The sequence below is a fragment of the Streptomyces sp. B93 genome, assembly GCF_018070565.1.
GTDB lineage: Bacteria > Actinomycetota > Actinomycetes > Streptomycetales > Streptomycetaceae > Streptomyces.
The window spans coordinates 16,023-28,242 of record NZ_JAGPXL010000003.1; the positions used below are offsets into that span (position 1 = coordinate 16,023).

Consider the following 12,220-nt stretch of genomic DNA (forward strand, 5'->3'; position numbering starts at 1 on the left):
CAGATGGAGACACGGAGAGCATGACCACGAGGACGGCCCAGCAGTCGGCGGAGCCGCACATCGCCGACAGCCACGAACTGATCCGGGTGCACGGCGCGCGGGTGAACAACCTCAAGGACGTCAGCGTAGAGATCCCGAAGCGCCGCCTGACGGTGTTCACCGGTGTCTCCGGCTCGGGCAAGAGTTCGCTGGTGTTCGACACGATCGCCGCCGAGTCGCAGCGGCTGATCAACGAGACCTACAGCGCCTTCCTCCAGGGCTTCATGCCCACGCTCGCCCGGCCCGAGGTCGACGTCCTCGACGGGCTGACCACCGCGATCGCCGTCGACCAGCAGCGGATGGGGTCCGACCCGCGCTCCACCGTCGGCACCGCCACCGACGCCAACGCGATGCTGCGCATCCTCTTCAGCAGGCTCGGCGAGCCGCACATCGGCCCGCCCGGCGCGTACTCCTTCAATGTCGCCTCGGTGTCGGCGAGCGGCGGGTTCACGGTCGACCGGGGCGCCGAGAAGACGAAGACCGAGAAGGTGACGTTCAGCCGCACCGGCGGGATGTGCACGCACTGCGAGGGCCGGGGCACGGTCTCCGACATCGACCTCGCCCAGCTCTTCGACGACTCCAAGTCCCTCGCCGAGGACCCGTTCACCATCCCGACCTACACCGGCGACGGCTGGGTGGTGCGGGTCATCAAGGAGTCCGGCTTCTTCGACCCGGACAAGCCGATCCGCGAGTACACCAAGAAGGAGCGGCACGACTTCCTCCACCGGGAGCCGACCAAGGTCAAGATCAACGGGATCAACCTCACCTACGAGGGGCTGATCCCCAAGCTCCAGAAGACGTTCCTGTCCAAGGACCGCGAGTCGATGCAGCCGCACATCCGGGCGTTCGTGGACCGGGCGGTGACCTTCGCCCGGTGCCCCGACTGCGACGGCACCCGGCTCAGCGAGCTGGCCCGCTCCTCCCGGATCGGCAAGGTCAACATCGCCGACGCCTGCGCCATGGAGATCCGCGATCTCGCCGAGTGGGTGCGCGCCCTGGACGAGCCGTCGGTGGCGCCGCTGCTGGCCGCGCTCCGGCACACCCTGGACTCGTTCGTGGAGATCGGCCTCGGCTATCTGTCGCTGGAGCGGCCGTCGGGCACGCTGTCCGGCGGTGAGGCGCAGCGCGTCAAGATGATCCGCCACCTCGGGTCCTCCCTCACCGATGTCACCTACGTCTTCGACGAGCCCACCATCGGTCTGCACCCGCACGACATCCAGCGGATGAACGACCTGCTGCTGCGCCTGCGGGACAAGGGGAACACCGTGCTCGTGGTGGAGCACAAGCCGGAGGCCATCGAGATCGCCGACCATGTCGTCGACCTCGGCCCCGGCGCCGGTACGGCGGGCGGCACGGTCTGCTTCGAGGGCACCGTCGAGGGGCTGCGCCGCAGTGACACCGTCACCGGCCGCCATCTCGACGACCGGGCCAGGCTGAAGGACTCGGTGCGCGAGCCCACCGGCACGCTGGAGATCCGGGGCGCGACGGCGAACAACCTGCGCGATGTCGACGTCGACATACCGCTCGGGGTGCTGACCGTCGTCACCGGTGTCGCCGGGTCCGGGAAGAGTTCGCTGATCCACGGCTCGATCCCGGCGAGCGAGGGCGTGATCTCGGTCGACCAGACGCCGATCCGCGGCTCACGACGCAGCAACCCGGCGACGTACACCGGACTGCTCGACCCGATCCGCAAGGCGTTCGCCAAGGCCAACGGGGTCAAGCCCGCGCTGTTCAGCGCCAACTCCGAGGGCGCCTGCCCGACCTGCAACGGCGCCGGTGTCGTCTACACGGACCTGGGGATGATGGCCGGGACGTCCACGACCTGCGAGGAGTGCGACGGCAAGCGGTTCGAGGCGTCGGTGCTCGAGCACCGCTTCGGGGGGCGGGACATCAGCGAGGTGCTGGCGATGCCGGTGACCGAGGCGGAGGAGTTCTTCGGCTCGGGCGAGGCCCGGACGCCCGCGGCGCACCGCATCCTCCAGCGGCTGTCGGACGTGGGACTCGGCTACCTCACCCTCGGCCAGCCGCTGACCACGCTCTCCGGCGGTGAGCGGCAGCGGCTGAAGCTGGCCACGCACATGGCGGACAAGGGCGGTGTGTACGTCCTCGACGAGCCGACCGCGGGTCTGCACCTGGCCGACGTCGAGCAACTGCTCGGCCTGCTGGACCGGCTGGTCGACTCGGGCAAGTCCGTCATCGTGGTGGAGCACCACCAGGCGGTCATGGCGCACGCCGACTGGATCATCGACCTCGGCCCCGGCGCCGGTCACGACGGCGGCCGGATCGTCTTCGAAGGCACCCCCGCCGACCTGGTCGCCGCCCGCTCCACGCTCACCGGTGAGCACCTGGCGGCGTACGTGGGCGCCTGACGGCTCCGGCTCCGGCTCCGGCTCCGGCAGGAGCGTCACGCCGGGGCCGGGGCCGGGTGCGCCCCGGCCGCGGTGAGCCGGGTCCCGGCGGGCGCCCGTGCGCCGATCAGGCGCCCCCCGTCCGCGCGGCGGTGCGCACGGCACGGTGCACGGCGCGCGCCAGGCGGGCGCCCCACAGGGAGCGGGGCCCGGCGAAGGCGTGCACCGGGGTGCCCGGCCGGGCGACGGGCGCGGCCACGCACACCGCGTCCGTGGGGGTTCCCGAGCAGTCGAGCCCCGCGTCCAGCAGCGCCTGCACCTTGGCCTCGGTGGCGGTCGCCACCGCGTTGACCAGGGCGGCGTCGGTCAGCGGCACGGGGACGGCGACGAGGATGTTGATCGTGCCGGGTGCGGTGGGGGCCGCCGTGCCCTCCGCCGCGGTGGCCGCCCAGCCGCGCACGCTCACGCCCGCGGTCACCACGGCCTCGACCTCGCCGTCGTGTGCGTGGGCGTAGGCCGTCACATCGGCGGCCGTCATCAGGCCGACGCCCACCGGGGGCAGGCCGAGGCCGTCAGCCAGCTCGGCGAGATGCCGGTCGGGGTCGGTGCGCCGGTAGCCGTGGGCGACCTGGGCGTTCAGCACCCAGGCGCGCTCGCCGATGCCGCCGCCCAGCACCGCGTTGCTGATCATCCGCCGGCCGGGTTTCGTGGACCACAGCAGGGCGGGCAGTTCCTCACCGCCCTCGACGCGGGTCAGGCACTGGACGGAGAGCGGCCCGGAGGCGGAGGACCGGGGCGGAGGGACGAGCGCGGGCAACGGACCGGACTCCTTGGCGGGGGCGGGGACCCGGTGATCGTACGCGGTGGCGGGAATGCGGTGACGGGGGTGTGCGTTGGGGGAGACATGGCTGGCATGCACGGGTCACAGAACCGGACGGCCCGCGCAGCCGGTGGAAGGAGGAACCCATGGCCCGCAGTACCGTACGGCCGGTCGTCACGCTCCGGTCGACGGCCGGGACCGGTGTCACCTACGTGACCCGCAAGAACCGGCTGAACGACCCCGACCGGCTGGTCCTGCGCAAGTACGACCCCGTCGCCGGGACGCACGTCCCGTTCCGCGAGACGCGCTGACCGCTGACCGCTGACCGCTGACCGCTGACCGCCGCACCGTACACGGGCCCACGGGCCGGAAGCCGACCGCGCCTCCGGCCCGTGGGCCTTTCGGTGCGCGCGGCCCCGGCTCAGCCGCAGCCCCACGCTCCCATGCCCTGGATCCTGGCCAGCTTCCTCGCCACCGCGATCTGCTGCTTGCGGGTGGCCAGATCGGCGCGCGGGGCGTACCTGAGGCCCCCCGCGGCGGCCCAGCTGGACGTCTTGAACTGGAGCCCGCCGTAGTAGCCGTTGCCGGTGTTGGCCTTCCAGTTGCCGCCGGACTCACAGGCGGCGATGGCGTCCCAGTCGGGGCCGTGGCCGGCGGACGGCGCCGCGGCAGCGCCGGTCGTGGTGAGCGTCACCGCGACGGCCAGCGCCGCCAGCACGGTCCGTGGACCGCGGCGGGCACGGACACCGGGACACACTGCGCGTTCATCATTCGACACGATCATCACACCGGGACTGTGACACGGCCTCGGGCACCGACGGACGATGACAGGACGACAAACGGACAGATGTCCCCCCGACGGCGCAAGCCGCCTCCTCCAGCCGGGGCATGCCTACTTACCCGGCGTCAGCACACCCTGGAGAAGTGAGCCGTACCGGGAGACGAGTTCCCCCCGGTCGGTGCGGCGCAGGCCCTCGTCTCTGGCCACCCAGAGCGCGTACAGCAGCCCACCGGCGAGGGCGCCCGCGAGCCGGGCCCGCAGGTCGGCGTCGGGGCCGGTCAGCCGGGCCCGCAGCGGCGCCACGAACAGGGTCTCGTGGGTGGCCCGCAGCCGCTCCTCGATCCGGGCCTCGTTGCTGCCGCGGACCAGGGCCAGGAAGATGCCGCGGGCGGCTCCGCCCAGGTCCACGAGGAGTTCCGCGAGGGTCTCCCCCAGGCGCTCCAGCGGTACGTCGAGCAACGGCTCGTCGTCGATGGTGAGGTGCATCGTCTCCAGGAACAGCAGTTCCTTGCTGCGGAAGTGCCGGATGACGAGAGCCGGGTCGGTCGCCGCTGCCGCCGCGATCTGACGGACCGTGGTGCGGGCGAAACCCCGTTCCCGGAACAGCCGGGCGGCGGCTGCGTGGATGGCCTCGCGGGTGGTGGCACCGGATCCGGTTCGCGGCATGCACAAAGGATAGGGGCAGGGCCATCAGGGCCCCGCCCCCGGCCCATGCCGTGAGAAGTCGCGTCAACAAGTCGCGTCAACAATGTTGACGCCCCGTCGGCCCGACCGCACATTACCTATGAGTAAAACCGCGCGGTAACCCGCGCCGAGCCGCCGTGCCCCCGACGAGAAGAGAGTCCGAGCCGATGAAGACCCTCCGCAATGTCATGCTCGCGTCAGCCACCGCGCTCAGTGCGGTCACCTTCGGCCTCACCGCCCCCGCCGCGCACGCCGCCACCCCCCTGAACTACGTGGCGCTCGGCGACAGTTACAGCGCCGGGAGCGGGGTGCTGCCCGTCGACCTCAGCTCCCCGCTGTGCCTGCGGTCGCTGGCCAACTACCCGCGTGTCATCGCCTCCCGGACCGGTGCCCGGCTGACGGACGTCACCTGCGGCGCCGCCCAGACCAAGGACTTCACCGCGTCCCAGTACCCGGGCGTGCCGCCCCAGGTCGCGGCGCTCGGCCCGGACACCGAGCTGGTGACGCTGACCATCGGCGGCAACGACAACGGCACCTTCATCAACGCCATGACCGCCTGCGGCACCGCGGGCCTGCTCAGCGGCGGCAAGGGCAGCCCCTGCAAGGACCGGTACGGCAGCGGCTTCGTCGACCAGATCGAGACGAACACCTATCCGGCGCTCAAGGCCGCCCTGCGGAACGTCAGGGACAAGGCGCCGGGGGCACGGGTGGCCGCGCTCGGCTACCCGTGGATCATGCCACCCACCGCCGATCCGTCCTGCTTCGCCAAACTGCCGGTCGCCTCCGGCGACGTGCCCTATCTGCGGGACATCCAGGCCCACCTCAACGCGGCCGTCGAGCGCGCCGCCCGGGAGACCGGCGCCACCTTCGTGGACTTCTCCGAGGTCTCCGAGGGCCATGACGCCTGCAAGCCCGGCGGCACCCGGTGGATCGAGCCGCTCCTCTTCGGCACCAGCCTGGTGCCCGTCCACCCCAACGCCCTCGGCGAGTCACGCATGGCACGCCACACGATGGACACCCTCGGGCTCGGCTGACCGCTCACGCCGCCAGGGGCGTCACCCGGGCCGCCGTCCGCCGCGGCGCCGCGGCCGGGGTGACCGCGCGGGCGGCCCGGACCCGGTAGGTGGTCCTGGCCGGGTCGACGAGGGGTTCGCCGAGGACGATCCGCCGCGCGGCGTGCAACTCGTCGCACACGGCCGTGGGCAGGGCGACGTAACAGGCGCCCTGCCCGGGTGCGGAGCCGAGGGGCCGCCAGTAGCCGTATCTGCGGCGCCCGCCCTCGTGCTGGACGGTGGCGAAGACCGGTGTACCGGGGTCGGAGACGATGCGCAGGACGTCGGCGGCGGCCCGGCCGACCGGGGCGGAGGAGCGGGAGTTCACCAGCGGCCTTTCTTCGAGCGGGACTTCGGGGCGGCCCGCCCGGTCCGGCCGGGTCGGTCACGCTTGATCGAAGTCTTCCCCATGCCACTGACAACAGTCCGCTCCCCGCCGCGCCGACGCTCCGTCAGAAGGTCAGCTTCCAGCTGTCGATGTAGCCGGTGTCCTGCGCGGCTACGTCCTGCACCCGCAGCCGCCAGGTGCCGTTCGCCGCCTCACTGGAGGCGTCGACGGTGTAGGTGGTGATGACGTTGTCCGCGGAGTCCGAGCCGCTGGAGTTCTTCAGCCGGTAGGCGCTGCCGTCCGGGGCGAGCAGGTCGATGACCAGGTCACCGCGCCAGGTGTGCTTGATGTCCACGCCGACCCGCAGCGCCGCGGGGGCGTTGCCGGTGCGCCCGGATACCGTCAGCGCCGAGGTGACGGCGGCCCCGTTGTCGGGGATGGCCACGTCGGTGGTGGTCTCGTAGACGTCGCCCGGGGGCGGCGGCGCGGCCGTTCCCAGGGTCCAGACGGCATGCGCGAGGGCGTCGCTGTTGCGGTCCAGGGCGGTGTCGTTGATGTTCGCCGTGGTGTCGCAGGACGAGTGGTAGCAGCGGTCGAAGGCCACTCCCGCGGTGCCGCCCCACTTGCTCGCCTGGGCCGCCGTCTTGGTGCGGCCGGCACCGGTGAACAGACCGCCGACGGGTATGCCGGCGTTCTTGAAGGAGGCGTGGTCGGAGCGGCCGTCGCCCTCGGTCTCTATCTCGGTCGGCACACCGATGCCCGTGTACCAGTCCTTGAAGACCTTCTCGATCGCCGGGTCGTCGTCGTAGACGAAGTAGCCGGGGTTCGGGGAGCCGACCATGTCCAGGTTGATGTACCCGGAGATCCTGGCGCGTTCGGCGGCCGGCAGGTTGTTGACGTAGTACCGGGACCCGACCAGCCCCAGTTCCTCGGCGCCCCACCAGGCGAACCGCAGGTGCTTGGTGGGCTGGAGCTGGGCGCGGGAGACGGCGAGGGCGGTCTCCAGGACGGCGGCGGAACCGGAGCCGTTGTCGTTGATGCCCGCGCCCGAGGTGACGGAGTCCAGGTGCGCACCGGCCATCAGCACCTGGTCGGGGTCGCCGCCGGGCCAGTCGGCGATCAGGTTGTAGCCGGTGCTGCCGGAGGAGGTGAACTGCTGGACGGTCGTGGTGAATCCGGCCGCGTCCAGCCTGGCCTTCACATAGTCGAGGGAGGCCCGGTAGCCGGTGCGGCCGTGGGCACGGTTGCCGCCGTTGGCGGTGGCGATCGACTGGAACTGGGTGAGGTGCGCCTTGACGTTGGCCAGCGGGATGTCCGGGGCCGCGAGCGCCGTCGGGGCGGCGGAGGAGGTGGCCGCCGGGGCGGCGAGCAGGCCCGCGAGGACCAGCGCGGCCACGGCGGCGGCGCGTCTGGAGGTGGTCCGGGGCATTCTTCTGGTGGTCCCAAAGCTCATGTGGGGGGCCGCACTTTCTCGTCGGTGGGGTCTCGGACTCGTCGGGTCCGAGGGGTGCCTGGAACGGTGGTGCCAGAGCGGTGCGAGTGCGGTACGCCGACTGTCGTGCGTCGGAGGTGCGAAGTGCGCGCCTGATGTTCAGCCAGATGTGGACGGGTGGTCAAGAGCTGTATCCGGTCACGGCCGTCCGCTGAGCGGACACGAACCGGGGTGACGCGCACCGTTGCCCAGGACGGCGGGCTCTGATGATGTTGGACGCATGGCTGATACGACGATGAAGGTGCTGCTGGTGGTCAACGCGCCCCGCAGCGGACCGGGGCGGCTGGTGGAGTGGCTGCGCGAGGAGGGTCTCGAGGTGACGGAGCTGCCGGGACGGTCGGCGCCCGCCACCCCGGCCGGGTACGCCGCCGTGGTGCTGCTCGGCGGCGCCTTCCTGCCCGACGCCGACACGTACGCGCCCTGGCTGCCCGCGCAGCGCGACCTCGCCCGCGGGTGCGTGGCGGACGGGGTGCCGTTGCTCGGCATCTGTCTGGGCGCGCAGGTGCTGGCGCTGGCGACCGGTGGCGAGGTGAAGGGCGCCCACGGTCGGCCGGAACGCGGGTCCTGCACCGTCGTACGGCGACCGGAGGCCGCGCACGACCCGCTGCTGGCCGGGCTCCCGGACGTGTTCCCCGTGATCCAGAACCACCGCGACCAGATCACCGCGCTGCCGCCCGGCGCCGTGCATCTGGCCCAGAGCGCTAACTGCCCGGTGCAGGCGTTCCGGATGGGCGAGCACGCCTGGGGTGTGCAGTTCCACCCGGAGGTCGGCGCCGAGCGGCTCGCCGACTGGGACGAGGCGGCGCTGGCGGACACGGGGCTGGACGTGGCGGCGCTGCGGACGGCGGCCACGGCGGCGGAACCCGAAGCGCGCCGGGCGGCACGCCGACTGGTGGCCAACTTCGCCACCGCGGTGCGCGCACGGCGGGCGGTCCATGGTGGACGCGTTGACTAGTCAACTCGGTGTTACGTTGTGATCCATGGCTCTGCGCAACGCGGTGATGGCCGCGCTTCTGGAGGGTGAGGCGTCCGGGTACGACCTCGCGAAGGGATTCGAGGCCTCGGTCGCCAACTTCTGGATGGCCACTCCGCAGCAGATCTACCGGGAGCTGGAGCGCATGGCGGGCGAGGGCCTCGTCTCCGCCCGTGTCGTACAGCAGGAGCGGCGGCCCAACAAGCGCCTGTTCTCGCTGACCGACGCCGGACGGGCCGCCGTGCGCGCCTACGTCGCCGAGGTGCCGGCGAAGCCGACGGCGCTGCGTGACGAGCTGATGGTCAAGGTGCAGTGCGTCGACGTCGGTGACATCGACGCGGTGCGGGCCGCGATCGCCGAGCGGGTGGAGTGGGCGACCGCCAAGCTGGCCCGTTTCGAGCGGATGCGGGCGCGGCTATTGGCGGGGCGCGGCGAGGACGAGTTCTTCGCCACCGCCGAGCGCGTCGGCCCGTACCTCACGCTGCTGGGCGGTATCGCGTTCGCGCGGGAGAACCAGCGGTGGGGCGAGCTGGCCCTGCGGCGGCTCGAACAGCGCGCCGCGGCGACGGTCGGCGAGGGCTGACGGGACGGCAGCCGACGGGCGGCGGCACGGTCAGGCCACGGGAGGGGTCGCGGGAGGCGCCGGGGGCTGGGGGCGGGAGCGGTGGGAGCGGTGGGGCGCGGCCGTACGGCCCACAGCGGCGGCCAGTTTGCGCAGCCTGCGCCAGTCCAGCCGGGGCGACGGTTCGGGGATGCCGGGCCGCTCGCGCGGGACGCGGACGCGCAGCACGCGGCGTTCGATGCGGCAGCGGACGGGGGTGGGCAGGGTGACGGGCTCGCCGTCGAGTCCGGCCTCCACCTCGGGCGCGTCGGCCTCGATGACCACGTCGTGGGAGGTGGTGGTGGCGAAGCCGCCCGGGGCGAGGAGGAGTTCGGCGGCGTCGACGGCACTGTCGACCTTCACCGCGACGACGCCGAGCCGCCCGGAGTCCAGCCGTGCCCGGCGGCCGAAGCCGAAGGGTTCGTCGACGCGGTAGGGGTTGTTGCTGACCAGGACGGCGTGCGGGTCATCGAACACCTTGCGGTGCGCGCGGGCGGTGAGCCGTGGGCCGTGCTGCCGGGAGAGCAGGTCGGGCAGCAGTTCCAGCGCCGTACCGACCTTGTCGGCGCGGTAGCCGGGGCTCTGCACCACGGCCCCGTACACCCCGAAGGAGACGTTGTTGACGAAGGGGCGGTCCCCGGCGAAGCAGAGGTCCACGCGCATCTCGACGCCGTCGGTGAGCGCGTCCAGGCAGGCGGCGGGGTCGTCGCGGTCCAGGCCGAGGTCCATGGCGAAGTGGTTGCGGGTGCCGGCCGAGATCACCATGAACGGCAGTCCGTGCTCGGCGGCGACCGCGGCGACCAGGGCCTGGGTGCCGTCGCCGCCGCCGACGCCGAGCAGGTCGGCGCCGTCCGCCACGGCCGCCCGGGCCAGCGCGGCCACGTCCCGCGGCCGGTCCGGGTCGAGCAGGACGACGCGCGCGCCGAGTCGTTCGGCCTTCTCCCGCAGCGCGAACCGTTCCACCTTCCCGCCGCCGGAGAGGGGGTTGAGCAGCACGAAGGGGCGGCGCGGGGGCGGGGTGCGGTACTCCCTGGCCCGGTTGCGGCGCAGTCCGGTGGTGCGCAGCGCGTACCGGCCGCTGCCCACCGCCGCCGACCACAGCAGCGCGGACAGGAGGACGACCCACAGGAGGTTCGCGCGGGCGAAGAGGGTGATGACGGCGACGGGGGTGAACAGGGCGACGGCCGCGGCCGCCATGCGCGGGACACCGCGGCGGGACAGCGTCCACCACAGCGCGGCGAAGGTGACGGCGAGCCCGGCGACGCCGAGCAGGAGCAGCAGCAGGCCCGTGACGCCGCCCTCGACCAGCGGCAGCAGCAGCGCCGCGGCCGCGGCCACCAGCGCCATGCGGGCCGCCCAGGCCTGACGGCGGTGCGTACCCATCCTGACCACCGGTACCACTCGGTTCCCTCCCCGCGGGCCTCTCCCGCCGTTCTCCGGAGAACCTTCCCCGAAAGCGCGCGGACAGCCCGCCCCCGTCCGTCGGTCAGCCCTGCCCGGCGTGCGTGTGGCTGTGCGAGGCGTCCTCGGGACAGGGGCGCCGGGTGTCCCGGCGGTGTCCTCGCCAGTCCCGTACCGCGAGGCCGAACGCGGCCACCACGGGCAGGATGCCACAGCCGACGGCGACGGTGACCGCGGCCCGGTAGTCGTCGTGGTCCTGGGAGAGGACCAGGTAGAACAGGCCGGGCAGGGCGGCCGTGCCCATGGCGCCGCCGAGGCGCTGCCCGGTCTGGAGGGCGCCGCCCGCGGCACCGGCCATCCGCACCGGTACGTTGCGCAGGGTCATGGTGACGTTCGGCGAGATCACGCAGCCGCTGCCGACGCCGCCGAGGAACAGGGCGGGCGCGGGCAGCCAGGTCGCGAGGCCGGCGGGCGCCCAGTGCAGGACGAGCGCGGCCCCGCCGAGGCCGGCCGTCACCGCGGCGAGACCGCACACCGTCAGCAGCCGCCCCAGCCGCTCCACCAGCCGCCCGGCCACGAAGGCGGCGAGCGCCGATCCCGCCGCGAACGGCGTGACCGCCAGGCCGGACCGCAGCGGCGAGTACCCCAGGCCGTTCTGGAAGAACAGCGCGAAGACCAGCCACACCCCGCTGAACCCGACGAAGTACAGGGTGGCGATGGCCGCCCCGGTGGCGTAACCGCGGGTGTCGGTGAGCAGCGCCGGGTCGAGCAGCGGCTGCCCCTCGCGGACGGCGACCCGGCGCTCCCAGCGCGCGAAGACGGCGAGGAGGGCGAGCCCGGCGGGGAACAGCCACCACACCCTGGCGATCCCTCCCGACTCGGCGAGCACCAGGGGCAGCATGAGCGCCAGCACACCGGTGCCGAGCAGGGCCACCCCGGGCAGGTCGAGACGCTGTCTGCCGGTCGGCCGGGTGCGCGGCAGCAGGCGCAGGCCCAGGACCAGGGCGATGACGCCGACGGGGACGTTGACGTAGAAGATCCAGCGCCAGCCCCCGGGGCCGTCCGCGAGGGCGAGGATGAGTCCTCCGGTGACCGGGCCCACCGCGCTGGAGATGCCGACGGTGGCGCCGAACAGGCCGAAGGCCCGCCCGCGCTCGGCGCCGCGGAACATCTGCTGGATGAGGGCGGAGTTCTGCGGCGCCAGGCATCCGGCGCACACCCCCTGGGCGATACGGGCGGTGATGAGCAGGCCGATCCCGGGCGCGGCGCCCGCCGCCGCGCTGCACACCACGAAGCCGCCGAGGGCCAGCAGGAAGATCCGGCGCCTGCCGATCGCGTCGCCGAGGCGGCCCGCGGTGACCAGGACCAGGGCGAAGGCGAGGGCGTAGCCGGAGACGACCCACTGGATGGCGGGCGCCGAGGCGTGCAGGTCCTTCTGCATGGTCGGCAGGGCGACGGCGACGATGGTCACGTCGAGCAGGCTCATGAACCCGGCCACCAGCGTCACCCAGAGCGCCTTCCAGCGCCGGGGATCGGTCCCGTCCTGCACCCGCTCGGCCTCCCGCCCGCCGCTCGGCGGCCGTGTCCGTGCTCGCACCGCGACTCCTCACTGTCGGCCGCCGAAACGGTGTGCGCCGTACGGCGTGCCCGTCGTGTCGTACGGAGTACCACTGTCCGCGGCCCGTACCCGGCACTCCCGCC

General features: G+C 73.1%; 12 protein-coding genes. 5 read left to right on the forward strand and 7 right to left on the reverse strand.

Annotated features, from left to right (window positions below; all coding sequences use genetic code 11):
* Positions 1-20: 20 nt before the first annotated feature.
* A complete protein-coding gene (locus KBY47_RS03805) occupies positions 21-2,408 on the forward strand; it encodes an excinuclease ABC subunit UvrA (protein ID WP_210919439.1) in 2,388 nt (795 codons plus the stop codon).
* Between the two features lie 106 nt (positions 2,409-2,514).
* On the opposite strand, the gene KBY47_RS03810 is transcribed toward KBY47_RS03805, so the two are convergent.
* Positions 2,515-3,204 (reverse strand): adenosylcobinamide amidohydrolase, encoded by a 690-nt coding sequence (locus tag KBY47_RS03810; protein ID WP_210919440.1) that lies wholly within the window; start codon positions 3,202-3,204, stop codon positions 2,515-2,517.
* Positions 3,205-3,353: 149 nt separating this feature from the next.
* Here KBY47_RS03810 and rpmG point away from each other — a divergent pair, with 149 nt between their 5' ends.
* The gene (gene rpmG, locus KBY47_RS03815; RefSeq protein WP_210919441.1) at positions 3,354-3,518 is read left to right on the forward strand and encodes a 50S ribosomal protein L33; all 165 of its coding nucleotides are present in this window, start codon (positions 3,354-3,356) and stop codon (positions 3,516-3,518) included.
* Between the two features lie 110 nt (positions 3,519-3,628).
* Here the strand turns inward: rpmG and KBY47_RS03820 are convergent, their stop codons facing one another.
* Together KBY47_RS03820 and KBY47_RS03825 are read right to left on the reverse strand one after the other, a co-directional pair.
* Positions 3,629-3,991, reverse strand: coding sequence for a transglycosylase family protein (locus KBY47_RS03820; protein WP_210919442.1), 363 nt, complete (start codon positions 3,989-3,991; stop codon positions 3,629-3,631).
* A 108-nt stretch (positions 3,992-4,099) separates the two neighbouring features.
* The gene (locus KBY47_RS03825) at positions 4,100-4,654 is read right to left on the reverse strand and encodes a TetR/AcrR family transcriptional regulator (protein ID WP_210919443.1); all 555 of its coding nucleotides are present in this window, start codon (positions 4,652-4,654) and stop codon (positions 4,100-4,102) included.
* A 185-nt stretch (positions 4,655-4,839) separates the two neighbouring features.
* Between KBY47_RS03825 and KBY47_RS03830 the strand changes: the two genes are divergently transcribed.
* Positions 4,840-5,706 (forward strand): SGNH/GDSL hydrolase family protein, encoded by an 867-nt coding sequence (locus KBY47_RS03830; RefSeq protein ID WP_374103053.1) that lies wholly within the window; start codon positions 4,840-4,842, stop codon positions 5,704-5,706.
* 4 nt (positions 5,707-5,710) lie between these two features.
* Here KBY47_RS03830 and KBY47_RS03835 read toward each other — a convergent pair whose 3' ends face one another.
* Positions 5,711-6,052, reverse strand: coding sequence for a hypothetical protein (locus KBY47_RS03835; RefSeq protein WP_308405030.1), 342 nt, complete (start codon positions 6,050-6,052; stop codon positions 5,711-5,713).
* A 124-nt stretch (positions 6,053-6,176) separates the two neighbouring features.
* A complete protein-coding gene (locus KBY47_RS03840) occupies positions 6,177-7,481 on the reverse strand; it encodes a M28 family metallopeptidase (RefSeq protein ID WP_210919444.1) in 1,305 nt (434 codons plus the stop codon).
* Between the two features lie 283 nt (positions 7,482-7,764).
* Here KBY47_RS03840 and KBY47_RS03845 point away from each other — a divergent pair, with 283 nt between their 5' ends.
* On the forward strand, positions 7,765-8,499 hold the full coding sequence (locus KBY47_RS03845; protein ID WP_210919445.1) for a type 1 glutamine amidotransferase: 735 nt from the start codon (positions 7,765-7,767) through the stop codon (positions 8,497-8,499).
* Between the two features lie 25 nt (positions 8,500-8,524).
* Positions 8,525-9,100: a PadR family transcriptional regulator gene (locus tag KBY47_RS03850; RefSeq protein ID WP_210919446.1), complete on the forward strand. Its 576-nt coding sequence runs from the start codon at positions 8,525-8,527 to the stop codon at positions 9,098-9,100.
* A gap of 30 nt (positions 9,101-9,130) precedes the next feature.
* Here the strand turns inward: KBY47_RS03850 and KBY47_RS03855 are convergent, their stop codons facing one another.
* Together KBY47_RS03855 and KBY47_RS03860 are read right to left on the reverse strand one after the other, a co-directional pair.
* A complete protein-coding gene (locus tag KBY47_RS03855) occupies positions 9,131-10,501 on the reverse strand; it encodes a diacylglycerol kinase family protein (protein WP_210919447.1) in 1,371 nt (456 codons plus the stop codon).
* Positions 10,502-10,604: 103 nt separating this feature from the next.
* Positions 10,605-12,116, reverse strand: a complete 1,512-nt coding sequence (locus KBY47_RS03860) for an MFS transporter (protein WP_374103054.1) — start codon at positions 12,114-12,116, stop codon at positions 10,605-10,607.
* Between the last annotated feature and the right edge of the window lie 104 nt (positions 12,117-12,220).

Excerpts from the sequence above, each read along its gene's own strand:
- KBY47_RS03805 (WP_210919439.1), top strand. The coding sequence starts at position 21 with ATGACCACGAGGACGGCCCAGCAGTCGGCGGAGCCGCACATCGCCGAC.
- rpmG (WP_210919441.1), top strand. The coding sequence starts at position 3,354 with ATGGCCCGCAGTACCGTACGGCCGGTCGTCACGCTCCGGTCGACGGCC.
- KBY47_RS03820 (WP_210919442.1), bottom strand. The coding sequence starts at position 3,991 with ATGATCGTGTCGAATGATGAACGCGCAGTGTGTCCCGGTGTCCGTGCC.
- KBY47_RS03825 (WP_210919443.1), bottom strand. The coding sequence starts at position 4,654 with ATGCCGCGAACCGGATCCGGTGCCACCACCCGCGAGGCCATCCACGCA.
- KBY47_RS03830 (WP_374103053.1), top strand. The coding sequence starts at position 4,840 with ATGAAGACCCTCCGCAATGTCATGCTCGCGTCAGCCACCGCGCTCAGT.
- KBY47_RS03840 (WP_210919444.1), bottom strand. The coding sequence starts at position 7,481 with ATGCCCCGGACCACCTCCAGACGCGCCGCCGCCGTGGCCGCGCTGGTC.
- KBY47_RS03845 (WP_210919445.1), top strand. The coding sequence starts at position 7,765 with ATGGCTGATACGACGATGAAGGTGCTGCTGGTGGTCAACGCGCCCCGC.
- KBY47_RS03850 (WP_210919446.1), top strand. The coding sequence starts at position 8,525 with ATGGCTCTGCGCAACGCGGTGATGGCCGCGCTTCTGGAGGGTGAGGCG.
- KBY47_RS03855 (WP_210919447.1), bottom strand. The coding sequence starts at position 10,501 with ATGGGTACGCACCGCCGTCAGGCCTGGGCGGCCCGCATGGCGCTGGTG.